Here is a 23,579-nt window from a genome sequence, read left to right on the forward strand (position 1 = left end):
GCCACCCATTGCCGACGAGCGGCAGATCATCCGTCATTCAAACTGAAGCAAAAAACCTCGCCAAGGCGTGCGCTACGGCCTCAGGCTGTTCCTCTGGCTGAAAGTGTCCGCAATTCACGATGGTCTCCCCGCACACCTCATCTGCGAATGGGCGGAGTGCAGCCGACATATCCGGGATCGACCCCTGGTCTGCACTGAGGCCGAGTACCGGCATCTTGAGCTTCCGGTCGTGAGACAGCGCACGGTTCTGTTCGACCGAAAGCGCCGCGGCGCGATAGAATGCGAGCCCCGCGCGCATTCCGCCAGGCGCGCAGTAGGTCCTCAGATACTCGGCAATTTCGTCCTCGCCGTAACATGCCGGATTGGCCGCCTTGCTCCAGAAGAACCACTCGAGATAGGCTCTTTCCCGACCGGCAAGAAGAATCTCCGGAAGGTCCGGGACCGCGTGAAAGGAGAAATGCCAGGTCTTCCACGACAGATTGGAAGACGACGGCAGCATGTCCGGCAGGGTGATGCCTGGAATGCCCGCATCCATTAGCGCCAGCGCCTCGACTTCCTCGCTGAATAGGTGCGCGTATGGAAACGCAACCCATGCGCCGACGTCGTGCGCGGCGATACTGTATCGCTTGATGCCGAGATGATTCACAAGTTCGTGCACACGTTGTGCGACGGTTTGCGTGTCATAGCCGTCGAGCGGTCGATCACTATCGCCTTGGCCCGGCAAGTCGATGGCGACGACACGAAAGTCGTTGCCAAGCAACGGCATCACCTTACGCCACGCGTACCAACTCTCGGGAAAGCCGGCGATGAGGACGACGGTGCGTTCTGCCTTCGCGCCACCGTCGACATAGTGGAAACGCAGACCATTCACGGTAGCAAATCGATGTTCAAAACCGGCGGGGGCGGCCGGCAGTACGCCATGTATCATGACGGAGTCCTTTTCGAATAGCGCAGCGCGACGGTCATCGCAGTCAGTGCGACCACGCCGCATACGCTGCCGGTGTATGAACAGATGGAAGGGTCGGTGCTGCCTTCGCTACGCGGTAAGCCGCGACCGGAGGTGAGTCCGACCGGCACGAGCGCAAAAAATTTGGCGGTTCATGGTCACTCCAGGACTTTGAGTGCTAGGGCAACAAATGCGTCCGCATCGTCGCTAAATGCACCGGCTTTTCCGAGCACGCGCATGCCCTGCAACAGTGCAAGCAACACATCTGCCACGGTCGCGGGATCGCTTGCGGTAGTGATCGAGCCGTCGGCCTGCCCTTGGGCCACCAGTCTGGCCAATAGATCTCGACGCTGCGCAAGCTGGCCCCGCAACGCATCGCCGACCCGAGAGAATTGAGGCAGCTCGGCGATGCCCGCCACCAGCAGACAGCCGAGTTTGCCCTCCTTTCCTTGGCTAAGCCGGGCATATAGGCCAAGCAGCGATGCGATGCTGGCGCGTGCGTTCTCCGCGCCTTTTATCATGGCGCTGACCTCCGCCTCGCGCCGGGCGATATAACGCTCGAGCGCTTTGGCAAAGATCCCTTCCTTGTCCAGATACGCCTTGTAAAGGCTGCCGGCCGTCAGGCCGGTAGCCTGCTGGAGATCGCTAATTCCTGTGGCCGAATATCCCGAAGCACTGAATAGCGCGATGGCGCGACTGAGCACTCGCTCTTCGTCGAATTCTCTCGGCCGCCCCCGGGGCCGGCTTGCAGCAGCCTGGATCATCTTTATCGCACTTATTTAGGAAACGATCACATCCTAAATTCTCTTTCTCACGTTGTCAATCGGCCGGCAGACAGACTATCTCGAGGCCCGGCAGGATGGGCATGCGGAACGCCTATCGCGTCGAATTCGCCTGGACAACGGACGCATGCCGCCGGCAAAACTCAACTTGCGAGTGCCATAACGAACTCGAGGAATCTCGTTCCGAACAAATCCGGCGATAATGGCTCGTCAGCGTGTGACGCCTTGACGGTTATCAACCGCCGTATATTCGATAACGCCCCTCGATATGACTATCGATACCGGCCATGCCGCCGCCGTACAGCTTCAGAAGCCATCCACCTATACGAGTTCGGTCGAGCCACCTCCCCCGCGACGGGTTCGTATTGGGCGTGACGTACTGGCCGGCGTTTCGATAGCAGGACTCTTGCTGCCTGAGGCCATTGCCTACGCGGGTATCGCTGGACTGCCACCGCAGGCGGGCCTGATTGCGCTGCTCACCGGGCTTGTCGTCTATGGGCTAACGGGCAGTAGCCGATTCGCGATCGTATCGGGAACATCCTCATCCGCAGCCGTGCTTGCCGCCACGGTGGGGGCCGGCGACGGGGGCATCGGTGCGCAGCTCGCCTACGCCGCCGCCCTCGTCGCGGCGACTGGCATTCTTTTTCTGCTGGCCGGCGCGTCGCGTTTGGGCGCCATGTCGGACTTTGTCTCGAAGCCGGTCTTGCGCGGTTTTGCGTTCGGCCTGGCGCTGACGATTGCCATCAAGCAACTGCCGGCCATACTCGGCGTGCACTCGCATTACACCGATACGCTGCGAATCGCTTTCGATCTCGCGTATCAAGCGCCCAGTTGGAATTTCTATAGCGTGGCGCTGGGGGCGGCTGCGCTGGCCATCCTTTTCGGGCTGGGCCGAAGTGCCCGCATGCCGGCGACGCTGGCGGTGATTGTGCTCGGCATCGCGTTGGGGTACCGGATCGACTGGCATGCACATGGCATTGGCACCGTTGGCGCGATCGATTTTCACGATATGACGGTCGGCCTGCCACGGTTCGACCGCTCACAGTGGCTGCAAACCGCGGAACTCGCGTTTGCGCTGATGCTGATTCTGTACGCGGAATCGTACGGGTCGATCCGCAGCTTCGCGCTAAAGCATGGCGATGTCGTGTCGGCTAACCGGGACCTCATGGCGCTCGGCTGCGCAAATCTTGTCTCCGGATTACTGCACGGGATGCCGGTGGGTGCAGGCTACTCGGCGACTTCCGCCAACGAAGCCGCCGGCGCGCAGACCCGCTTCGCGGGGATATTTGCCGCAGCGGTCATTGCGCTGATCGTGCTGATGCTGTTACCGCAGTTGTCTCGCACGCCCGAACCGGTGCTTGCTGCGATCGTCATTTATGCCGTCAGTCACTCACTGCACCCGGACGTGTTCAAGCCATACTGGACGTGGCAACGTGACAGACTGGTCGTGATAGCGGCGCTGCTGGCTGTGCTCGTGTTTGGCATACTTCACGGCTTGCTGGTCGCCATTGGGGTGAGCCTTCTGCTAACACTGCGTAACTTGTCTGAGCCGGCAGTCTCGGTGCTCGGGCGCCTGAGAGATAGCCACGATTTCGTCGACATCTCCGCACACACGGATGCAACCCCCATCCCCGGCATCACGATCGTGCGGCCAGAGGTACCCCTCTTCTTTGCCAATGCCGAACGCGTGCTCAGTCAGGTGCGTTTAATGCTGCGGGGGCAGTCGACGCCGGTGCAGACGGTAATGCTGAGTCTCGAAGAAACACCCGATGTCGATAGTTCAGTGATCGAAGCACTGCGCATCTTCTCCGCCGAATTGACGTCGCGTGGGCAGCGGCTGCTCCTGGTGCGGCTCAAACCGCGCGCGCTTGCGGTGCTTGAGCGAGCCTCCGACGAGACGCTGCCGCGTAGCGCGCTATGGGAGTTGAGCGTCGATAAATGCGTGCAGTCGATTGCGGGTGAAATGGACCAGAAGGGCTGACGATAACGGCGGAGAAGTTTGTGGATTCAACCAGGAGTAGTCCTTCGCTCGTTTGTGTGTCGACGTACTCAGCCTGACTAACCAACGTAAGTCGGTCCGTCCCATCCATCGAGGTACTTCGGCAGTTTGTCATCCACGTCGATGATCCTATGCCGATAGAACAGATGCATCGTCGCCCGCATTGGTTCGGGCAACTCACCGCCCGCCGCCCGAGCAACAACGCTGTTGGGAATGACTAACATGCCGAGACGGTTGGTACCAAACACTGTTTCGCCGCAATGGGGGCAAAAGGCGCGCGACAGTTGCCTTGTCGGGTGTGCAAATTTCGAGAGGCTACCGCTGACCACCGCGACTTGCTCGGGTAGCCATGCAGTTGCCGACAACATTGAAGTCCCGTAGAAATCCCGGCAGGACTGGCAATGACAGTTCGCTCTTGCTTCCGGTTGGCCTTTTAACTGAATATTGACGGTGCCACACAGGCACCGCAGGGAATTTGGTTCGGTCATATCGGCTCCGAGTTGTGCGTCGGAAGTATATATAGTCGAATGCTGTCTTTGAGCACGGCAGGCTGTCCCCTGCCGGCCAGCTCCAGTCACTGGCCGGCCCTCTCATACTGCCGCTCGAGTGACGCTTCGACCTTAGCAATCGGCCATTCGAGCATCAATGACCCACGCTGTACCCGTCGCAAATACTGGTTGGACTTGTATGGTCGTCTAATTCCGGTAGGGCGCAGATGAGTAGACGATTTCAGTATTTTGATAGCCACATCTGCGCATGAAACTTTCGACAGACTTCGCCAATAATTCTCGATCGGGTTGTGGGCCGACTACTATCTTCGTTATATTAAGCGAGGGCACTTCTATCTCAGTGGCGGCCGGATACATCCCCCATTCGCTTGACTTCAAATACGGCACTATTATTCGCCCCCGGACTCGGTTGTGAATGGGCATCTTCTCGCCAGAAGCTACAAGCCTGATTTCATTCTCTGAGCGGAAAGCATTGTGCTTGAACGTTGGAATGCGGTGCATTATCTCGTTCGAAAAATGTGTCGCGTATTCTTCAGCAAAATCTGGTGGCACCTTATCTCGATAGAATAGATAATCCTGCTCCAGCTCTCGGAGATATTTTCGTGCAAGCCATATAATCACACGGACCTTGCTCAGATCATCGTATAGAACGGGAAAAAGCAGTGTTCTAGGTCCTACTCCAAGGAGCCCCCCATACGGCATTGAAATCTCAATATTCACTCCCCCGGCCCCACCATAGGCACGCCATTGCTCAAGACTATCTGCCTCCAATGTAAAGCAGGTAACGTAGAATTCGTGTGCTTCGGCTTGCTTGATCTTTTCGCATGCTCTACCGAGAATATCCTTCATTAATAAGAAGCGATTTTTATGGGCGAGACCTTCGAGCGTGTGTAGTGTCAGATCTCTTCCGTGTGAAATTTCCACAGCATCATTAAGAAAGCCATGGTGTGTCATGTAGAAGCCACGATCTTTAACGATCCCAAGCAAGCCATCGACTGAAGTGTAGTGATAGATTTTGGGCGGACAGGGCATTGGAAACAAGAAAGGATACCGAGCGTTCACGCGGCGGATAGCGGAAATATTCTTCTCATCGGCACCCCACCAGAATGCATTGAGGAAGCCTGCGCGATAGGTCGTTTCAGTCATAGTTGCCGATGTAGGCGTGCGCTCTTGCATTGGGACGAAGCCATATGGTGCCACACCATCATTTCGACGGACCCTCAGCGAATCGTTTCCGCCGTAGCGAGTGGTCACGATTGGCACGCCGGGCTACCAAACAACAAAAAGCGGCCGCTGAGCGAACGCCTGTCTGACCGGCAGCAACGGGTCGAAAACCGCCGATGGACTGACAACGGTTACCGGCCAGGAAACCTCAGTCATGGACGCCGTCAGTCGGACGCCCAGGCGCCCGATTCTCTCTGTGGATTCAACCGGTCGTTCCCACCACTGCGGCGGGGAAATTCAGGTTTCTCCGCTAGTCGATGCAACCCTGCAACCTGCATCCACCATCTGGATCGAGACCGTCTCCAGCTCCCTCACGGTCGCCACAGCACACGCCCCCCTAAATCCGCACCACCTTCGCCGCATCACTAAGACAGGCACGAAACAGCGCGGTGGCTGGGGTGTCGTCGGCATCGGCTCGCCATGTGGTGCTGACCGGGCCGAGCGCGGCACCGAGGCTCAGTGGCAAAATCTTCAACACACCGCCCTCCTCGTGATGCCGAGCCAGCGAGCGCGGCAGCAGACCCAGCACGGGGTACGACTGCAGCATGCCCACGTTGGCGTCGATCACCACCGACTCGATGGTGTTGATCGGCGTACCCACGCCGTGCGACTCCAGTACCGACAGCAGATGCCGGTACATGGGCGCACCGGCACTCGGCACGATCCACGCCAACCCTGCCAAGTCGGCCCACTTGATGCGCTTACGAGATGCCAGCGGGTGCGTGCGCGCCACCACGATGACCGTCGGGTCGTCGAACAACGGCTCGCTGGTGAATTCCGGCGCGGACAGTCCCCGCGCGAGTCGCCCAACGATCATATCGAGTTGACCCACGCGCAGCGCCGGCAAGAGTTGATCCAGCGTGCCTTCGTGCAGGCACACCGTAGCCGTCGGCGAACGCTGCTTGAACAGCGCCACGGCCGCCGGTATCAGAATCGGCGCGGCCACCGACAGCACGCCCACCTCGACGCGGCCGCCAATGCCGCTGGTCATCGCGTGCAACTCCTCACTCGCACGCTGGGCGTGCAGCAATAGTTCGCGCGCATGGCGGATCAGGCACTCGCCGTAAGCCGTGGGCCGGATACGGCGTCCATCACGCTCGAACAGCGGCACACCAATACCTTTCTCCATCTCGTTGAGCATCTTCGAGACGGCCGGCTGCGTCACGTGCAGTGCCTCGGCGACCTTGCCGACCGTCTGGCGATCGGCGAGTGCCACGAGCAACTGCAGGTGCCGCAGTTTCAACTGGCGCGAAAAATACCCGTCAATAACACTACGTTCGAGCGACACGCCAGGCGATGCGCCGGAGGTTGCGGAAGCCATCGATTCATAACCTTAAATTTATGATTTGGAGGCAATATCTCATTGGACGGTAACGAAGTAAATCCACACAATCGTGATGGCTTGCCACACGGACAGCCCTGAGCGCCCTAGTGGCGGCCACAACAACACAAACACGAGACATGGCAGCCGCCCGCCCCGGAGCCCGGCCGCCGCCAGGAGGATTTCGCCATGCCAACCACGCCCGCCCTACCCCGCGCCAACCGCCGGGCGATCGTCGCCGCCACCATCGGTAACGCATTCGAGTGGTACGACTTCATCGTCTTCGGCTTCCTGTCGGTGATCATCGCGCGGCAGTTCTTCCCGTCGTCGAACCCGACCGTATCGATGCTGCTGACCACGGCAACCTTCGGCAGCGCGTTCCTGATGCGGCCGATCGGCGGCATCCTGCTGGGCATCTACGCCGACCGTGCCGGGCGCAAGGCTGCGCTGTCGCTGGTGATCCTGCTGATGACGGTGTCCTCGGCCATGATGGCGCTCACTCCCGGATACGCGACGATCGGCATCGCCGCGCCGATCATCGTGGTGCTGGCACGACTGCTGCAAGGCCTGTCGGCCGGGGGCGAGTTCGGCAGCGCCACGGCGATGCTGATCGAGTACGCGCCGCCTCACCGGCGCGGCTTCTACGGAAGCTGGCAAAACTTCGGCCAGTTCGTCGCTGCCGTGACGGCCGCGCTGATGGGCGCCCTGGTCACGCGCGGGCTGAGCCAGAGCACACTCGATGCGTGGGGTTGGCGTGTGCCGTTCCTGTTCGGCATGCTGATCGGTCCCGTCGGGTTCTACATCCGCACCCGGCTGCACGAAGTGGTGCCGGCGTATGAAGACGCCGACGAAGGCGCACGCGCCGCCACGGTCGGCAAGGCCGCCTCGACACTCACGACGGTCTGGCGCGAGCACCAGGCCGCACTGTGGATCGCATTCGGGCTGGTCGTGGCAAGCTCTGTTGCTCAATACGTGCTGAATGTGTACCTGCCAGTCTACGCGGTGACCCAACTGAAGCTGCCAGTGTCCGCACCGTTCATCGTGCTGATGGTCACCGGCACGCTGCGCATGATCCTGATTCCGCTGTTTGGGCTGCTGTCTGACCACGTCGGGCGCAAACCGGTGATGGGCGCCTCAATGGCGCTGTACGTGCTGACCATCTATCCCCTGTTCCTTTGGCTCGTCGCTGGGCCGAGCTTGCCGCGACTGCTTGAGGTGGAGGTCGTGTTCGCGGTGCTGATGGCAGCCGCACTGGGCCCGGCGTCGACGGCGCTTGCCGAATTGTTCCCCGCACAGGTACGGGCCACCGGTCTTTCGATTTCCTACAACTTGGCCACCACGCTGTTCGGCGGCTTCTCGCCGTTTCTCGTCACCTGGCTCATCAGCGCAACCGGCGACAAGATGATGCCGGCCTACTTCGTGACAACGGCCATGGTTGTCGGTCTTGTCGCGTTGTGGCCGATGCCCGACCTGGCACGCCGCACAACCAGTGTGCCATTCGGCACCAGCAATGGCACGACGTCGCGCTGAACGTCATCTCTTAAATTCAATTCGGATACCTACGATGTCGTCGATCCGCAACGTGCTTTTCGTGATGTGTGACCAGCTACGGGCGGATCACCTGTCGTGCTACGGGCATCCGTATCTGGCCACGCCCAACATCGACGGTCTCGCCCGACGCGGTGTGAAGTTCGAGCGCGCGTTCGTACAGTCGGGGGTGTGTGGTCCGTCGCGAATGTCGTTCTACACAGGGCGCTACGTCGCCAGCCATGGCGCGACGTGGAACCGTGTGCCATTGTCGATCGACGAAATCACGCTAGGGGAATATCTTTCCGCGCGCGACATGAAGCTGGCGCTGGTCGGCAAGACGCACATGATGCCGGACAACCACGGTCTGAAGCGCCTGCATCTGGATGGCGGCAATGCGCTCGGCGCGCTGCTGCGCGAGGGGCATTTCACGCTAGTCGACCGCTACGACGGGCACCACGCAGAACCCGCCGGCGGCTACGCGGAATACCTTCGCCGACAAGGCTACGCAAGCGACGATCCGTGGTCAGACTTTGTGATCTCGGCCGAAGATGCGCAGGGCCGCATCGTCAGCGGCTGGCACATGCGCAATGCGCACCTGCCCGCGCGTGTGCGCGAAGCCGACTCCGAAACGGCCTATACCACCGACCAAGCCATCCGTTTCATCGAGCGCCAGGGCGATGCGCCATGGGCGATGCACCTGTCGTATGTCAAGCCACACTGGCCGTATATGGCCCCAGCGCCGTACCACAACAAATACACCCTCGAACAATGTCTGCCCGTGCGGCGCGCCGAGCGTGAGCGCGAGGCGCCACATCCGGTAACGGGTGCGTACTTCCAGCAGGAGGAATGCGCCAATTTCATGCGCGACGAGGTCATCGCCAAGGTGCGGCCCGCTTATCAGGGTCTGATAAGCCAGCTCGACGATCATCTCGGACGACTGTGGGAAACCCTGGACAGGCTCGGACGGTGGAAGGACACACTCATCGTTTTCACCGCCGACCACGGCGACTTCCTCGGCGACCACTGGCTAGGCGAGAAGGAATTGTTCTACGACACCGTGCAGCGCGTGCCGTATATCGTCTACGATCCGTCCCCCGAGGCCGACGCCACGCGCGGCCACAGCGACGCACGCTTCGTCGAGGCCATCGACACCGTGCCGACAGTGCTGGACGCGCTCGGCATGCCTGTTCCCGATCACCGCGTCGAAGGTCGCTCGCTGCTTGCGCTGACGCGAAACGACGCAGCGCAAACGCCCTGGCGAGATGCCGTCTTCTCCGAGCTTGACTACGCCTATCGGCAGGCACGCCAGATCCTCGGCCGCCGCCCCGACGCATGCCGCGGCTGGATGGTGCGCACCGACGCATGGAAATACATTCACTGGGACGGATTCGCGCCGCAGCTTTTTGATCTGTCCAACGATCCCGACGAATTCGTCGACCTCGGTACCGACCCGGCGTTTGACAACGTGCGACAAGCCATGCGCGAGCGCCTGCTGACCTGGTCCCTCGGCCTGCGCAATCGCACCACCGTGACGCATGACGACGTCGAACGCGGCACGCATCAGTACAAGAAGGCCGGGGTGTTCTACGGGGTGTGGTGAGCAACCGAAACGACAGACAGTCGCTCGACCAATAGACGCACAGAATGCATTCGTAGGGCCCATCGAGCGCATCGGGTTTGTCCGGCCGACCGGAGGCGCTTGCGGTGTGCGGCGGCGCATCGTCGATCCAGTACGGCATGATCGAATGCCTTCAGCCGCACCAATACATCGAGCGGCATCCTGACACCTACGCCCTGAGCATGCGACACTCCGCGCTCAGGGCGAGCAGATTCGGATCGCGCTCGCGGTTTTTCGGAAGCACCAACACGATATTCTGGCTGCGCGCATAGCGTTCCGTGAGCGGAATCAACTGCACCTTCGGACTGAAATCCGCAACGCGTCGCGGCAGCAACGCGTACCCTATGCCGCCGCTCACGAGATTGATCAGCGAAAAGATGTCGCCCACCTGCATCGCAATGTCCGGCGCGAATCCCGCGAGATCAAAGGCCGATTTGAAATCGTGATACGTCGCGAATTCGTCGCCGAGCGACACGAACTTCTCATGACGCACGGCCCTGAGGTCGATGGCCGTCTCTTTCGCATACGGCGAGCCCAGCGGCGCCGCGAAGAGAATGTCGTCCTCGAACATGGGGATGACCAATAGGTCCGGACTCTTCGGCGGTGCGCCGAGGGCAATGACAATCGCGTCCAACAGACCGTCGTCCAGTTTGGACATCAGATCGCGATTGGACCCGAGCGTGAGATCGATATCCAACGCAGGTCGGCGCATTTTCAACCCGACCAGCAATCGCGGAATCGTCCCGACCGTCATCGAATACAGGCCGCCGATCTTGAGTCGCGTCGACGTGAATCCGGCCGCCTCGCGCGTGCGCTGCACACCGGTCTCGCACTCGCTCAGCATCCGCGCCGCATGCTCGGAGAACACATACGCCGTCGCCAACGGAATCAGCTTTCGACCGTCCTTCTTGAACAACGGACACCGGAGCCCAGCCTCCAGCGAGTGGAGCGCACGGTGCACGCTCACCGTGCTCTGACCCAGCACTTCCGATACCCGGGCCATATTCCCCAGCGCCATGAACGCCTGAAACACTTCCAGCTTCTTCAGGGTGATGCCGTCGTCAATTGCCATGCTCGCGCCTCACTTCGTTTCGGTACGTTTGCTTCGAACCGCCCAATTATTACCCTAAAGCTAATGAACCGACACCTAAGTTGATTGAAACGAGTGGTTTTGACGCATAGGTTAGAGGCTACTGACGACTCAATGGCCGGAGCCTCCGACATGCAAGAGATGCCCACAATCCCGGCGAAATGGCGTCGCCGGCGCGACGAAAAGGCGCGCCGCCTCGCGGCCGCCCGCAGGATCGCCCATGGCAAGGTGATCGAGACCGGCGACATCGTGGCGGCCCTGCAAGCGCTGATCGCACCGGGCGACCGCGTGGTGCTCGAAGGCAACAATCAGAAGCAGGCGGATTTCCTCTCGCGCTCACTGGTGCAAGTCGATCCGGACATCGTGCACGACCTGCACATGATCATGCCCAGCGTGGGTCGCGCAGAACACCTCGATCTCTTTGAAGTCGGCATCGCCCGGAAGCTGGATTTCTCCTTTGCCGGGCCGCAGAGCCTGCGCATCAGTCAGTTGCTCGCCGACGGACAGTTGGAGGTCGGCGCGATCCACACCTACATCGAGCTTTACGCGCGGCTTGTCGTGGACTTGATCCCGAACGTCGCCCTCGTGGCGGGCTTCAAGGCCGACCGCGCCGGCAACATCTACACCGGCCCCAGCACCGAAGACACACCGGCGCTCGTGGAACCCGCGGCATTCTCCGACGGCATCGTGATCGTTCAGGTCAACGAGATCGTCGACGACGTGACCGACCTGCCGCGCGTCGACATTCCGGCGTCGTGGGTCGATTTCGTCGTCGTGGCCGACAAGCCCTTCTTCATCGAGCCGCTGTTCACGCGCGATCCCCGCCTGGTCAAACCCGTGCACGTCCTGATGGCGATGATGGCCATTCGCGGCATCTACGAGCGGCACAACGTTCAGTCACTCAACCACGGCATCGGCTTCAACACCGCGGCCATCGAACTCATTCTGCCGACCTACGGCGAGCGCCTCGGACTGAAAGGCAAGATCTGCCGGAACTGGACGCTCAACCCCCACCCGACCCTGATCCCCGCCATCGAATCGGGATGGGTCGAAAGCGTGCATTGCTTCGGCACCGAGCTTGGCATGGAGCGCTATGTGGCCGCGCGTCCCGATGTTTTCTTCACCGGTCGCGACGGCTCGCTGCGCTCCAATCGCATGCTCTGTCAACTGGCCGGTCAGTACGCGGTCGATCTGTTTATCGGTGCCACGCTGCAAGTCGACGGCGACGGACACTCGTCCACGGTGACGCGTGGTCGGTTGGCCGGCTTCGGCGGTGCACCGAACATGGGGCACGACCCGCGCGGACGCCGTCACGCCACGCCTGCCTGGCTCGACATGACGCAGCCGGACACCCTGCTCGAACGCGGCAAGAAGCTGGTCGTTCAGATGGTGGAGACATTCCAGGAAGGCGGCAAGCCGACGTTCGTCGAAACGCTGGACGCCGTTGCTGTCGCCAAACAAAGCGGCATGCCACTCGCCCCCGTGATGATCTATGGCGACGACGTGACCCACCTGCTCACTGAAGATGGCATTGCCTACCTCTACAAGGCACGCTCGCTGGAAGAGCGGCGCGCCATGATCTCTGCAGTGGCCGGCGTCACCGCGATCGGCCTGAAGCACGACCCGGCCAATACGGCCAAGATGCGCAGCGACGGCCTCATCGCCTTGCCGGAGGATCTTGGCATTCGTCGCACGGACGCGAGCCGCGAGTTGCTCGCCGCCAAGAGCATCGGCGAGCTGGTGGAATGGTCGGGGGGACTCTACGACCCGCCCGCGCGCTTTCGGAGCTGGTAATGGACAAGACCCTCATTCGACGGATCGAGTCGCCGTCCCAGCCGATCGCGATCGCAACGAAACTCGCCACGCTCGTCGAGTCCGCGCTGATCGACGAAGTGACGCTCTCTCCCAAGCCGGGCCTCGTCGATGTTCGCGGATGCGGCGCACATCACGACCTCACATGGGGCTTGATGGTGCAGTCGGCCAATGTCTTGCGGCCGACGTTCGAGGCCATGGCCAAGGCCGGTGTGTTGATCGAAAACCCAATGCGCCTGCGCGAGCAGATCGGCCGTCTCGGGCGCCTGGGGGAAACGGCAATGCTCGCGGCGACTGGCGGCGTGAACACCCACCGCGGGGCCATCTGGGCACTGGGCCTTCTGATCACGGCCGCAGCGCAAGCGCCCAACGCACTGAGCGCCCATGCCGTCGCGCGTCGCGCCGCAACGCTCGCGCGCCTGCCCGACCGCTTTGCGCCATGTGCCACCGGACATAAAGGCGAGCGCGCGTGCCTCGACTATGGCGTGGGCGGTGCGCGAGGTCAGGCATGGGCAGGCTTTCCGCACGTAACGAAAGTCGCGCTGCCCGCACTCAGGCGAGCCCGCGCGGCAGGCATGCGCGAGGACCATGCCCGTATCGACGCCCTGCTCGCGGTGATGGTCACGCTCGACGATACGTGCGTCCTCGCTCGGGGTGGCCCCGATGCGCTGCACGCGATGCAGGCCGGCGCGAGCGCCGTTCGCGCGGCCGGTGGCTTGTCGACGGCCGACGGCCGACGCAAATTTCGAAAACTCGAGTCCGACATGCTGGCCCGACACATCTCGCCAGGCGGTGCCGCCGACATGCTGGCCGCCGCCCTGTTCCTCGACCGGCTTTCCGCAAAGGGGTCGTCGTCGCGGCTTAACGAATCACCGTTTCTGAGTCTTTAGGAAGCACGTCCATGGAAACGCTTCAATTTCATTTCTCCGGCGGCGCACCCAGTGCGGGCAGAGCCTGCGTCGGTGTCGTCGGGTCGGGCGACCTGGAGGTCCTGCTGTCTCCGGGCGAGCCGGGGCAGATCCACGTCGAACTCACGACTTCGGTCAATGGCCTGTCCGCGATCTGGCAAGCGCAACTCGAGCGCATCTTCGCATCGCATACCTGGCCGGCGCTGAACGTGGAAATCAACGATTTCGGCGCTACGCCGGCCGTCGTTCGCCTTCGCCTCGAGCAAGCGCGCGAAGCCCTCGAATCTCCCCAGTAAGGGCTCATCGAGATGACGAATACTCCGATACAACGAGACAGCTTCATCGAACGCGACGCGCGCCGTCGCGCCCTCGCCCTGCTCGACCCCGGCACGTTCCGCGAGCTTCTGGATCCGTTCGAACGATTGTCCTCGCCCTGGCTGCCCCGGCAAGGCATCGTTGCGCAAGCGGACGACGGTGTGGTCGTCGCCCGTGGCACGCTCGATTCGCAACCGGCAGTCGTTCTCGCCATCGAGGGCGCCTTCCAGGGCGGAAGCATGGGGGAAGTCTCCGGCGCGAAAATCGCGGGGGCCCTTGAGCTTGCCGTCGAAGACAACCGCCGAGGCATACCGACACGCGCGGTCATCGTCTTCGAGACGGGCGGCGTGCGTCTGCAGGAAGCCAATCTCGGCCTCGCCGCCATCGCGGAAATCCACGCGGCCATCCACGAACTCAGAACGTTCGGGCCCGTCATCGGCATCTCCGCCGGCGTGGTCGGCTGCTTTGGCGGCATGAGCATCGCCGCCGGCATGTGCAGCTATCTGCTGGTCACACGCGAAGCACGGCTTGGGTTGAATGGGCCCTCCGTCATCGAGCAGGAGGCCGGTGTCGAGGAATACGACTCGCGCGATCGACCGTTCATCTGGGGTCTGACGGGCGGGGAACAGCGCCAGGCGACAGGCCTCGTCGACGCCTGCCTCGACGACGACACCGCAGCGATTCGCGCGCAGGTGCTCGCATGGCTGCGGGCCGACGCCCCGAAGCCGCAGCGTAGCGAACAAATCGAGTACTACCTTGAGCGGCTGATGCACGTCGATGTGACGAATCAGCCTTCGCCCGAAGACGTGCGCGTCCTTTATGCCGTCCCCCGCGCAGGAGACCCCTCATGAACCTTTCCGAACGCTCCTCGCGAGGCGCCGTGTGGATGCACGCTTTGACGTGCGACGCTGCGCACCGCACCGTCACCCATGACTACGGCAGCACGTTGCAGGTCGTGGATGCCTCGCTCGCCGAGTCCCCCGCTCGCTACATCGCCGTGATTCCGGACGAGAACAATCGCTTTCCCCGCGCACGACACGGCGAAGTCGGATTGATCGAGGGATGGCAACTGGCGCGCGCCGTGCGGGACGTGATCGCACGCGACCGAGACCGCGAGAGCAAAGCCGCCATCGTCGCCATCGTCGACGTGGCGAGCCAGGCTTACGGACGCCGCGAAGAAGCCTATGGCATTCATCTCGCGCTTGCGGCGGCGGCCGATGCCTATGCCGCGGCGCGTGTGGCCGGACACCCCGTGATCGGGCTCATCGTCGGGCGAGCGATGTCCGGCGCGTTTCTCGCGCATGGTTATCAGGCGAATCGTCTGATCGCGCTCGACGACGCGGGCGTGATGGTTCACGCCATGGGGAAAGCGGCTGCCGCGCGCATTACACAGCGTTCGGTCGACGAACTCGAAGCGCTGGCCGAAGCCGTTCCCCCGATGGCGTACGACATCGCCAACTTTGCGTCGCTTGGGCTGCTGTGGCGCCTGCTGAAGGTCGGTTCAGCCCAACAGCCCGATCCGGAAGACGTCGGTGAAGTACGGCGCGTGCTGGCGCAAGCGCTCGCGGACATCCAGAGAGATCCGTCGCGCGGTCTTTCCAGCCGACTCGGCGCGCCTTCCCGACAGGCCTCATCGACGGTACGCGAACGACTGAAGGCACTTTGGTAGTTCGCGCCCGACCGCCCGGCGAGAGCGCCGGGCCATCCACAAAACTCACCGCCGCGCGCCTGGAGAGCGATTGTCGGCCCAGATATCCGATTCCCGTTTCACCCCTGAATCCGACGACTCGACGCTTGCCATAACACCAGAAAAGACAGTTCGTCATTGCTTCAACCAGGAGACAGCTTGTGATTATTTACGGTACGACCCTGCTCGCGATTTGCCATCTCGCCGGCATCTTCCTTGGCGACCTGCTCGGCCAGGCCATCGGTGTGAAAGCCAATGTCGGCGGCGTCGGTATTGCCATGCTGCTATTGATCTTCGCTCGGCTCTATCTGCATCGGCGCGGCCTCATGCCTGCTGCGACCGAAGCCGGGGTTTCTTTCTGGGGCGCAATGTATATCCCTGTCGTGGTCGCCATGGCCGCTCAGCAAGACGTTGTCACCGCCTTGCGAGGCGGTCCCGTCGCGCTGCTTGCCGCCGTGGGTGCCGTGCTGGTCTGCGGCGTCGCCATTGCGCTGATCAACCGAACGGGCAACGCGCAGCCGCTTCCGCCGCTGTCCGAGACGGCACAGAACGCTTGAGGGAGGATCAGTCATGCTATCCATGTTCGAGAAAATTCTGCATCACAACGGATTGGTCACCGCCTTCGCCCTCGTCGGCATCATCATGGGACTCTCCATGTGGGTGTCCCGACGGCTGACATTCGGGCGCGTACACGGTTCGGCCATCGCCATCATGATCGGCCTTGTGTTGGCCTATTGGGGCGGCGCCGCCTCGGGCGGACAAAAAGGACTTGCGGACGTCTCGCTGTTCAGCGGTATCGGACTGATGGGCGGCGCGATGCTGCGCGACTTCGCGATCGTTGCCACCGCGTTCGAGGTACAGGTCTCGGAAGCCCGCAAGGCCGGTCTGATTGGCGTTGTGTCCCTGCTGCTCGGCACGGTACTGCCCTTCATCGTCGGGGCATCGCTCGCCCATGCGTTCGGCTACACCGACGCCGTGAGCATGACCACCATCGGCGCAGGTGCCGTGACCTACATCGTCGGCCCGGTGACCGGCGCCGCGATCGGTGCCAGTTCCGACGTGATGGCGCTGTCGATTGCCGCCGGGCTCATCAAGGCCATCATCGTCATGGTCGGCACGCCGTTTGCCGCCCGACTGCTGGCGCTGGACAACCCCCGCGCCGCCATGGTGTTCGGAGGACTGGCAGGGACCGTCAGCGGTGTGTCGGCGGGACTCGCCGCAACGGATCGCCGACTCGTGCCCTACGGCGCGCTCGTCGCGACGTTCCATACCGGCCTGGGATGTCTGCTCGGACCGTCGGTCCTGTTTCTAGCGACGAAGGCCCTTGTGCAATGACATTGGACCGCGCTGCGCAACGGCCATCGCTACGGCCCCACGATCTTCTCTGGTGTGACGATGTTGCGCTACCGGAGGGGATGGCGGTGCCGGGGTGGGTGGCTGACGCACTGGCAAGCGGTACGCCTGCCGTCGTGCGCAGGGCGCCGCTCGCGCAACCCGACCTCGTACCGGTCGGGTTGCGTGGGACGTCCCGCGACCAGCGCATCGCGGCGCACGTGCCGCGCCGATCGGTGCGCCGCATCGTCTCGCCGGAATCGCTGCTCGATCGCGTCGCCAGGATCGAGCCCACAACACCGTTGCCGTGCCTCAGAGCACTTCGTGATCTCGCCCCGGCCCTCAATGCCTTGGGATTGCATTGGGGACCGACCGGCGGCGTCGGCTTTGCGCTGGCCACCGGCTTGCCGGCCCTGCATCCACAAAGCGATCTCGATGTCCTCATTCGCCTGCCGTTTCCACCATCGGACGTGCAATGCGACGCGCTCGCATGGATCGCGCGCGACAGAACCTGCCGCATCGATATCCAGGTCGATACCGGGCGCGGCGGGTTCTCGCTTCGCGAATGGCTGCGTTCGCCGCCTCGCGTGCTGGTGAAAACCGACCAAGGTCCGACACTGGTTGCGGATCCGTGGGGCGACGTCGGAGACGCGACGTGAGCATCTTGTTCACCTATCCCGGTCAGGGGGGGCAGCGCCCCGGCATGCTGGGCGCATTGCCCGACACGCCCGAGGTCCAATCAACGCTGGCCGAAGCGCACGATGCCACTGGCATCGATCCGATGACGCTTTGCAGTACAGATTCGCTTCGCTCGACCACCGCCGTGCAGTTGAGTCTGCTGATCGCGGGGGTCGCCATGACAAGAGCGCTCGCCGCACAAGGGGCCACACCGCACCTTGTGGCGGGCCACTCGATCGGTGCCTGGACGGCAGCCGTCGCGGCAGGGGCGCTGGATTTCAGGGATGCGCTGGGTCTCGTGCACCTGCGAGGCCGCTTGATGGAGACGGCCTATCCGCGCGGCTATGGCATGACGGTGATTACCGGATTGTCCGCGGCAGCGGTGGCCGACATTGTGGAGGCAGTTCACACCGACGACTCGCCCGCTTACGTCGCGAATCTGAATGCCGAGCAACAGATCGTGGTGGCGGGCAACGATGCCGCGCTGGATCGTGTACAGGCGCTGGCGTCGAAAGCCGGTGCCGCACAGGCGGCTCGACTGGCAATGGCGGTGCCGTCGCATTGCGCGTTGCTCACGGCCCAGGCGAGCACGTTGGCGCAAGCCACCGCGAAAGTGCGCTTTCAACGGCCAACGATGACCTACGTCAGTTGCACCCGGGCGCGTGCGCTTTTTCGTCCCGACGACATTGCAGACGATCTCGCCTGGAACATGGCCCGTCAGGTGAATTGGCATGACACCGCGCGTCACGCATATGAGCGCGGGGCACGGCTCGCCGTGGAAATGCCGACGGGCGGCGTTCTGACCCGGTTGACACGGCCGATATTCGGGAATGACAGCGCCATCGACAGTGCCAACGAAAAGGTGAGTTCCGTCGTCACGCGCCTCCTTCGATACCGGGGTACGGATCGCGCTTGATCGCGGACCGTGCTCTCTGGCATTCCCAGCCATCGGGGCACACGCATCGTTGTTCGACACGTGCCCTTGACGACGTCTCACTCCCGCACATCAACCGCCTTCGACGTCACGCCGGCTGGCCGTCGCGATCGCGTTGCCGTCCAGCAAAGTATCGAGCCGCCGCACACCATCGCCGCGCCTTGCCAGAACGCGAAGGACAGCGGCGCTTGCAGCAACATCGCCGATATTGCCGCGGAGAACACCGGAATGAAATACGACGCCCCGGCCAGCACCGTCACATTGCCGCGCAAAATGCCAACGTTCCACGCTGCATAGCCGAAGCCCATCGCACATGCGGCCAGCACCAGGTAGACGATGCCACTCACACGCAATTGCATCTGCCCTCCGCCCGCCAACAGATACTTGGCCCACAGCGCCGCCGCCACCAGCATGAAGAAGAACGTCACGCCGTTCTTGCCCTCGGCATAGCGCGTCGTCACGGTGCAATAAGCGGCCCAGATCACCGCGCCCGCGAACGCCAGGCCGTAACTCAGCGGGTTGGCGAGCACGTTGGCTGCCATCTCGGCGACGTCGAGGCCATGATCGCCGCCCAGTACCCAGCAAATGCCGAGCATTGACAGGAAGAACCCCGGAATCACCCAGAAATTCGCGCGCTGCTTGTTGAAGACGATGGCCGAGATCAGCGTGAACGTCGGCCAGAGATAGTTGACCATGCCGACTTCGATCGCCTGCTGCGCACTGTTCGCGTAGCCGATCGACAGTGACAGGCAAAGTTCATAGGCTACGAACAGCAGGCTTCCCACATACAGATATCGCTTCGGGAATGTCTTGATCTGCGGGAAACCGACGGAGAACAGCAGAAACACCGAGGCCACGGTGTACATCATCGCCGCGCCGCCTGTCGGCCCGAAGCTCTCGCTCACGCCGCGAATCAGTCCGACGATCGAACTCCACAACACCACGGCCGCCAATCCAATGAGCGTCGCCCGGTTCTTGCACTTGCTATCCATGCTCCCTGCCTGCCTCCATGTTCAACGATGTCGCCTGCCGACGCATCATAAGCCAGCAACGCCCGCTGACTGCCGGCCGCACGCGACCTACCCCTGCGCCATCGTCTCGCGCAGGACCTCGGCCAGCGCGATGATGCCCGACTCGATGTGCTCGAGCCGTATCGACGAAAAGCCCAGCCGGAACCGGTTGAGCGGCGGCGTATCGCCCATGAAGAAAATGTCGCCCGTCTCGATGAGAATACCGCGCACCTTCGCCCGCGCCGCCAGTACGTTCGCGTTCAGTGTCGGCGGCCCTTGCACCCAGCACGACGCCCCGCCCTTCACCTGCACGAACGACACCTCCGGCATATGCGCGGCAAGCGCCGCGCTCAGCACCTCGGCGCGCTTCGCATAGGTATCCGCCAGACGACGCAGCAAGGCGTCGTGATGGCCCAGTGCCAGGAACATCGAAAACGAGCGTTGAATGAAGGCCGACGGATGGCGAATCATCAAGCGGCGCAACGCCCGCAACTCCGCCACCAACGCCGCCGGCGCCACGATATACCCCAGGCGCAGCCCAGGGGCGAACGACTTGGACAAGCTCCCGATATAGATCACACGGTCGCTGCGATCCAGGCTCTTGAGCGCCGGGATCGGAATGTCCGAATAGCTGTTTTCGCTCTCGTAGTCGTCCTCGATCACCACGAAGTCTTCGGCTTCCGCCCGACGCAGCAACGCCTCGCGATTCGCCAGCGGCATCGTGGTCGTCGTGGGGCACTGGTGCGATGGCGTGACGTACACGTAATCGCACTGCGACAAGCGATCGTCGACCGGCAGACCCGACTCGTCCACGGGCAAGCCCACGAGCTTTGGCGTGCGTATCGCGAAGATGTTGCGCGCGTCCGGGTAGCCCGGGTCTTCGATCCCCACCGTCGTGTGCGCCCCGACCAGCAAATCGGCCAGTAGATACAGCGCCTGTTGCGCCCCATTGGTGAGCACGATCTCGTCGGCGTCGGCCCACACGCCGCGTCGCGGCAGCACGCGCGTGCGGATCTGCTGGATCAGTGTCTCGTCATCGCGCGCGATCATGTCCGGTGCCCAGTCGCGGATCTCCATGACGGTGAGCGCCTTGTGGCAACACTCGCGCCAATCCGCCGTCGGGAACATGGTCGGATCGAACTGGCCGTAAATAAAGGGGTACTGATACTTCTGCCAATCGATGGGCTTCACGATGTTGCGTTGCCCCGAAGGACGCACCACGTAGCGCCCCTCCCAGTCCGGTGTCGCCGGATCCCGTGGCGCGATGGTGCCAGCCGCCAACGCCGGCGCATCGCGCGCCGGCGTGACCTGCGACCCGACGCGGGGCGCCAGAATATCGCCGTTGACGAAATACCCGCGCCGCTCCCGCGCAATCAGGTAGCCCTCGTCGACCAGTTGCTGATAGGCGAGCACCACCGTGTTGCGCGCCACGCCAAGCCCTTCGGCCAACTCGCGCGACGACGGCACCGCAGCGCCGCGCATCAGCCGCTCGTCGAGAATCGCCGACACCAGCATCTGGCGAATCTGGCTCTGCAAACTCATGCCGGCGTGCGCCGACATCTGAAACAACTGGTTCCACATCGCCGCGGAAATCCGGCTCGACATCGTGCCCCCTCTCGACTCACCCTTCCAGAACGTCAATTATTACTCAAGTGACGGTGACATCCATTCCGAGTTGGGGTTTATCCGCAGTCGCGCGAAATCACGCCCGATTCCAGCATTCATGCGGCTTGCAAGCCGATTTCGGGTCCACTGGACCAGTTGGCATCATCAAATGCGGCCAACTGGCTCTAACGAACAAAAAGGCTGGCGGCAATGATGCAATCACTTGGCGCCGATTCTTAACAGCATGCGCGTCAAACCCGAGTGTTCTACCGAAAACTTTCCGATTAGAGGTGAACCATGAATGGACTTCCGAACCGGCTGCGACGGGCGTTCGCCGCCACGGCGCTGGCGGCAGCTGCACTCCCCGCTGCGCTGACGCTCGGGCTTACGCTGCCCTCGACGGCGCAGGCGCAGGAAAAAGAGGTGACGATTGCGTACCAGCAAATCGTCGATCCGTGGCTGGTCGCCATTACCGGCGGCGAATTCGAGAAGGCCACCGGCTACAAGATCCACTGGCGTCAGTTCGAGTCGGGCGCCAAGGTCGCCACGGCCCTCGCCTCGGGCGACATCAAGATCGGCGTGCTCGGCTCCAGCCCAATGGCCGCCGCCGTCTCGCAGGGGCTGGACCTGCAACTGTTCTGGATTCTCGACGACATCAACCAGGCCGAGGCAATGGTCGTGCGCAACGCCTCGAACATCAAGTCGCCCGCCGACCTGAAGGGCAAGAAGATCGGGGTGCCGTTCGTCTCGACCACGCACTACCACACCATGTTTGCCTTGCAACAATGGGGCATCAAGCCGACCGAGGTGAAGGTGCTCAACATGCAGCCGAACCAGATCGTGGCGGCGTGGGAGCGTGGCGACATCGATGCGGCCTACGTCTGGGATCCGGCGCTCGCGCAGATCAAGAAGAGCGGTCACGTGCTGATCACCTCCGGAGAGCTGTCGAAGCAGGGCAAGCCGACGTTTGACGGCATCGCCGTCGACCGCAAATGGGGGGAGGCGAACGCTGATTTCATGGCGAAGTTCGTCAAGGTGATCGCCGACGCCGACGCGGCCTACCGTGATCATCAGGCCGCCTGGACCGCCACCTCGCCACAGGTCAAGGCCATCGTGAAGATGATCGGCGGCAAGCCGGAAGACGTTCCCGGCGCGCTCTCGCTCTATGCCTTCCCGTCGGCCCAGCAGCAGGCATCGGCTGAATGGCTGGGCGGCGGCAAGGACAGCCGCGCCGCCAAAGCCCTCAAGGACACTGCGGAGTTCCTGAAGGGCCAGCAGAAGATCGACGCCGTCAAGGCCGACTACACGCCTTATGTCACGTCGCGCTACGTCGACGCCGCACTTAAACTGAAGTAAGCCGTACCGGGGCGGTCGCGCCGAAAGTTCAGGCGCGACCGCCCCTCCCCGATCGCTCGATCGACAGGAGAAGGGCTTCATGGAACAACTCATCGTCAACGACGTCAGCGTCGTCTATCCCGGCCGGCGTCCCGGCGAGCAGGTGCAGGCGCTCGCTCACGTCGATCTGACCATCGCACCCGGCGATTTCGTAGTGGCGCTCGGCGCCTCGGGTTGCGGCAAGACCACGCTGCTCAGTCTGATGGCTGGCTTCATCGCGCCCACGTCCGGCGAATTGCTGCTGGGCGATGCCCCGATCGAAGGCCCTGGCGCCGATCGCGGCGTGGTGTTCCAGAAGCACGCGCTGTTGCCGTGGCTCAACGTGATGGAGAACACCGAGTTCGGGCTGAAGCTCCAAGGCGTGCCGAAGACGGAACGACGCGCCATTGCCGCGCGCAATCTCGCGCTGGTCGGGCTGCAGGACTTCCACAATCACATGATTTACCAACTCTCCGGCGGCATGCAGCAGCGGGTGGGCATTGCACGCGCGCTCACGTGCAATCCGTCGATGCTGCTCATGGACGAGCCGATGGCCGCACTCGACGCGCTCACGCGTGAAACCATCCAGGAACTGCTGCTCGACGTGTGGCGCGAGACCCGCAAGATGATCTTCTTCATCACGCACAGCGTCGAAGAAGCCCTGTTTCTCGCCAGTCGCCTGATCGTGATGTCGCCGCGCCCCGGACGCATCACGCACACGTATGAGCTTGACTTCAACCAGCGCTATCTCGAATGCCGTGACGCGCGCACCATCAAGTCGAGCCCGGATTTCATCGCCATGCGCGAGACCGTGCTCAGCATCATCTACGGCGACGAACGTGCGGGCCAGACGGCGACGTCGAATGCCAATGCGGTCGCAGCCTGATCGCTGCAGGAGAGAACAC

General features: G+C 62.6%; 22 protein-coding genes. 14 read left to right on the forward strand and 8 right to left on the reverse strand.

Annotated elements, in window-relative coordinates; all coding sequences use genetic code 11:
- Positions 1-37: 37 nt before the first annotated feature.
- Both PanNE5_RS03320 and PanNE5_RS03325 read right to left on the reverse strand, forming a co-directional pair.
- On the reverse strand, positions 38-928 hold the full coding sequence (locus tag PanNE5_RS03320) for an alpha/beta fold hydrolase (protein ID WP_261939225.1): 891 nt from the start codon (positions 926-928) through the stop codon (positions 38-40).
- Positions 929-1,104: 176 nt separating this feature from the next.
- Positions 1,105-1,710: a TetR/AcrR family transcriptional regulator gene (locus tag PanNE5_RS03325; protein WP_261939226.1), complete on the reverse strand. Its 606-nt coding sequence runs from the start codon at positions 1,708-1,710 to the stop codon at positions 1,105-1,107.
- 286 nt (positions 1,711-1,996) lie between these two features.
- On the opposite strand from PanNE5_RS03325, the gene PanNE5_RS03330 reads away from it, so the two are divergent.
- Positions 1,997-3,709 (forward strand): SulP family inorganic anion transporter, encoded by a 1,713-nt coding sequence (locus PanNE5_RS03330; RefSeq protein ID WP_261939227.1) that lies wholly within the window; start codon positions 1,997-1,999, stop codon positions 3,707-3,709.
- Positions 3,710-3,786: 77 nt separating this feature from the next.
- Here the strand turns inward: PanNE5_RS03330 and PanNE5_RS03335 are convergent, their stop codons facing one another.
- The 3 genes from PanNE5_RS03335 to PanNE5_RS03345 all read right to left on the reverse strand — a co-directional run bounded on the left by PanNE5_RS03335 (position 3,787) and on the right by PanNE5_RS03345 (position 6,781).
- Positions 3,787-4,215, reverse strand: coding sequence for a GFA family protein (locus tag PanNE5_RS03335; RefSeq protein WP_261939228.1), 429 nt, complete (start codon positions 4,213-4,215; stop codon positions 3,787-3,789).
- A 207-nt stretch (positions 4,216-4,422) separates the two neighbouring features.
- Positions 4,423-5,490 (reverse strand): DUF2971 domain-containing protein, encoded by a 1,068-nt coding sequence (locus PanNE5_RS03340; protein WP_261939229.1) that lies wholly within the window; start codon positions 5,488-5,490, stop codon positions 4,423-4,425.
- A gap of 307 nt (positions 5,491-5,797) precedes the next feature.
- Entirely contained in the window at positions 5,798-6,781 is a 984-nt protein-coding gene (locus PanNE5_RS03345) for a LysR substrate-binding domain-containing protein (protein ID WP_261939230.1), read from the reverse strand.
- Positions 6,782-6,970: 189 nt separating this feature from the next.
- On the opposite strand from PanNE5_RS03345, the gene PanNE5_RS03350 reads away from it, so the two are divergent.
- Positions 6,971-8,311, forward strand: a complete 1,341-nt coding sequence (locus PanNE5_RS03350; protein WP_261939231.1) for an MFS transporter — start codon at positions 6,971-6,973, stop codon at positions 8,309-8,311.
- A 34-nt stretch (positions 8,312-8,345) separates the two neighbouring features.
- Positions 8,346-9,911 carry a sulfatase-like hydrolase/transferase gene (locus PanNE5_RS03355; protein ID WP_261939232.1) on the forward strand — a complete coding sequence of 522 codons (1,566 nt, stop codon included), beginning with the start codon at positions 8,346-8,348 and terminating at the stop codon, positions 9,909-9,911.
- Between the two features lie 187 nt (positions 9,912-10,098).
- Here the strand turns inward: PanNE5_RS03355 and PanNE5_RS03360 are convergent, their stop codons facing one another.
- Positions 10,099-11,001, reverse strand: a complete 903-nt coding sequence (locus PanNE5_RS03360) for a LysR substrate-binding domain-containing protein (protein ID WP_261939233.1) — start codon at positions 10,999-11,001, stop codon at positions 10,099-10,101.
- A gap of 150 nt (positions 11,002-11,151) precedes the next feature.
- Between PanNE5_RS03360 and mdcA the strand changes: the two genes are divergently transcribed.
- From mdcA to mdcH, 9 genes are all read left to right on the forward strand, one after another.
- Entirely contained in the window at positions 11,152-12,813 is a 1,662-nt protein-coding gene (gene mdcA / locus PanNE5_RS03365) for a malonate decarboxylase subunit alpha (protein ID WP_261939234.1), read from the forward strand.
- Positions 12,813-13,721 carry a triphosphoribosyl-dephospho-CoA synthase gene (locus PanNE5_RS03370; protein WP_261939235.1) on the forward strand — a complete coding sequence of 303 codons (909 nt, stop codon included), beginning with the start codon at positions 12,813-12,815 and terminating at the stop codon, positions 13,719-13,721. Before mdcA ends, PanNE5_RS03370 begins: the two co-directional genes overlap by 1 nt.
- 11 nt (positions 13,722-13,732) lie before the next feature.
- On the forward strand, positions 13,733-14,035 hold the full coding sequence (locus PanNE5_RS03375; RefSeq protein ID WP_261939236.1) for a malonate decarboxylase subunit delta: 303 nt from the start codon (positions 13,733-13,735) through the stop codon (positions 14,033-14,035).
- A gap of 12 nt (positions 14,036-14,047) precedes the next feature.
- Positions 14,048-14,905: a biotin-independent malonate decarboxylase subunit beta gene (locus PanNE5_RS03380; RefSeq protein ID WP_261939237.1), complete on the forward strand. Its 858-nt coding sequence runs from the start codon at positions 14,048-14,050 to the stop codon at positions 14,903-14,905.
- Complete coding sequence (gene mdcE, locus PanNE5_RS03385; RefSeq protein ID WP_261939238.1) at positions 14,902-15,723, forward strand: biotin-independent malonate decarboxylase subunit gamma; 822 nt, start codon at positions 14,902-14,904, stop codon at positions 15,721-15,723. The genes PanNE5_RS03380 and mdcE overlap by 4 nt, the downstream gene beginning before the upstream one ends.
- Before the next feature lie 179 nt (positions 15,724-15,902).
- Complete coding sequence (gene madL, locus PanNE5_RS03390; RefSeq protein ID WP_017235504.1) at positions 15,903-16,298, forward strand: malonate transporter subunit MadL; 396 nt, start codon at positions 15,903-15,905, stop codon at positions 16,296-16,298.
- A gap of 13 nt (positions 16,299-16,311) precedes the next feature.
- Positions 16,312-17,076 carry a malonate transporter subunit MadM gene (madM, locus tag PanNE5_RS03395; protein ID WP_026132280.1) on the forward strand — a complete coding sequence of 255 codons (765 nt, stop codon included), beginning with the start codon at positions 16,312-16,314 and terminating at the stop codon, positions 17,074-17,076.
- On the forward strand, positions 17,073-17,732 hold the full coding sequence (locus PanNE5_RS03400) for a malonate decarboxylase holo-ACP synthase (protein ID WP_261939239.1): 660 nt from the start codon (positions 17,073-17,075) through the stop codon (positions 17,730-17,732). Before madM ends, PanNE5_RS03400 begins: the two co-directional genes overlap by 4 nt.
- Positions 17,729-18,667: a malonate decarboxylase subunit epsilon gene (mdcH, locus tag PanNE5_RS03405; protein ID WP_261939240.1), complete on the forward strand. Its 939-nt coding sequence runs from the start codon at positions 17,729-17,731 to the stop codon at positions 18,665-18,667. Before PanNE5_RS03400 ends, mdcH begins: the two co-directional genes overlap by 4 nt.
- A gap of 77 nt (positions 18,668-18,744) precedes the next feature.
- On the opposite strand, the gene yddG is transcribed toward mdcH, so the two are convergent.
- Both yddG and PanNE5_RS03415 read right to left on the reverse strand, forming a co-directional pair.
- Positions 18,745-19,677, reverse strand: coding sequence for an aromatic amino acid DMT transporter YddG (yddG, locus tag PanNE5_RS03410; protein ID WP_261939241.1), 933 nt, complete (start codon positions 19,675-19,677; stop codon positions 18,745-18,747).
- Between the two features lie 87 nt (positions 19,678-19,764).
- Positions 19,765-21,300, reverse strand: coding sequence for a PLP-dependent aminotransferase family protein (locus PanNE5_RS03415; protein WP_026132278.1), 1,536 nt, complete (start codon positions 21,298-21,300; stop codon positions 19,765-19,767).
- Between the two features lie 297 nt (positions 21,301-21,597).
- Here PanNE5_RS03415 and tauA point away from each other — a divergent pair, with 297 nt between their 5' ends.
- Together tauA and PanNE5_RS03425 are read left to right on the forward strand one after the other, a co-directional pair.
- Positions 21,598-22,656, forward strand: coding sequence for a taurine ABC transporter substrate-binding protein (gene tauA, locus PanNE5_RS03420; protein WP_150562381.1), 1,059 nt, complete (start codon positions 21,598-21,600; stop codon positions 22,654-22,656).
- A 79-nt stretch (positions 22,657-22,735) separates the two neighbouring features.
- Positions 22,736-23,560: a taurine ABC transporter ATP-binding protein gene (locus tag PanNE5_RS03425; RefSeq protein WP_261939242.1), complete on the forward strand. Its 825-nt coding sequence runs from the start codon at positions 22,736-22,738 to the stop codon at positions 23,558-23,560.
- The last annotated feature ends 19 nt before the right edge of the window (positions 23,561-23,579 follow it).

The sequence above is a fragment of the Pandoraea sp. NE5 genome (assembly GCF_024363545.1).
Classification (GTDB): Bacteria; Pseudomonadota; Gammaproteobacteria; order Burkholderiales; family Burkholderiaceae; genus Pandoraea; species Pandoraea cepalis.

Coding starts and splice junctions, on each gene's coding strand:
- PanNE5_RS03380 (WP_261939237.1), top strand. CDS start 14,048: ATGACGAATACTCCGATACAACGAGACAGCTTCATCGAACGCGACGCG.
- tauA (WP_150562381.1), top strand. CDS start 21,598: ATGAATGGACTTCCGAACCGGCTGCGACGGGCGTTCGCCGCCACGGCG.
- PanNE5_RS03350 (WP_261939231.1), top strand. CDS start 6,971: ATGCCAACCACGCCCGCCCTACCCCGCGCCAACCGCCGGGCGATCGTC.
- PanNE5_RS03320 (WP_261939225.1), bottom strand. CDS start 928: ATGATACATGGCGTACTGCCGGCCGCCCCCGCCGGTTTTGAACATCGA.
- yddG (WP_261939241.1), bottom strand. CDS start 19,677: ATGGATAGCAAGTGCAAGAACCGGGCGACGCTCATTGGATTGGCGGCC.
- PanNE5_RS03325 (WP_261939226.1), bottom strand. CDS start 1,710: ATGATCCAGGCTGCTGCAAGCCGGCCCCGGGGGCGGCCGAGAGAATTC.
- madM (WP_026132280.1), top strand. CDS start 16,312: ATGCTATCCATGTTCGAGAAAATTCTGCATCACAACGGATTGGTCACC.
- PanNE5_RS03370 (WP_261939235.1), top strand. CDS start 12,813: ATGGACAAGACCCTCATTCGACGGATCGAGTCGCCGTCCCAGCCGATC.
- PanNE5_RS03425 (WP_261939242.1), top strand. CDS start 22,736: ATGGAACAACTCATCGTCAACGACGTCAGCGTCGTCTATCCCGGCCGG.
- PanNE5_RS03335 (WP_261939228.1), bottom strand. CDS start 4,215: ATGACCGAACCAAATTCCCTGCGGTGCCTGTGTGGCACCGTCAATATT.
- PanNE5_RS03345 (WP_261939230.1), bottom strand. CDS start 6,781: ATGGCTTCCGCAACCTCCGGCGCATCGCCTGGCGTGTCGCTCGAACGT.
- PanNE5_RS03415 (WP_026132278.1), bottom strand. CDS start 21,300: ATGTCGAGCCGGATTTCCGCGGCGATGTGGAACCAGTTGTTTCAGATG.
- PanNE5_RS03330 (WP_261939227.1), top strand. CDS start 1,997: ATGACTATCGATACCGGCCATGCCGCCGCCGTACAGCTTCAGAAGCCA.
- mdcE (WP_261939238.1), top strand. CDS start 14,902: ATGAACCTTTCCGAACGCTCCTCGCGAGGCGCCGTGTGGATGCACGCT.
- PanNE5_RS03355 (WP_261939232.1), top strand. CDS start 8,346: ATGTCGTCGATCCGCAACGTGCTTTTCGTGATGTGTGACCAGCTACGG.
- PanNE5_RS03360 (WP_261939233.1), bottom strand. CDS start 11,001: ATGGCAATTGACGACGGCATCACCCTGAAGAAGCTGGAAGTGTTTCAG.
- PanNE5_RS03400 (WP_261939239.1), top strand. CDS start 17,073: ATGACATTGGACCGCGCTGCGCAACGGCCATCGCTACGGCCCCACGAT.
- PanNE5_RS03375 (WP_261939236.1), top strand. CDS start 13,733: ATGGAAACGCTTCAATTTCATTTCTCCGGCGGCGCACCCAGTGCGGGC.
- mdcA (WP_261939234.1), top strand. CDS start 11,152: ATGCAAGAGATGCCCACAATCCCGGCGAAATGGCGTCGCCGGCGCGAC.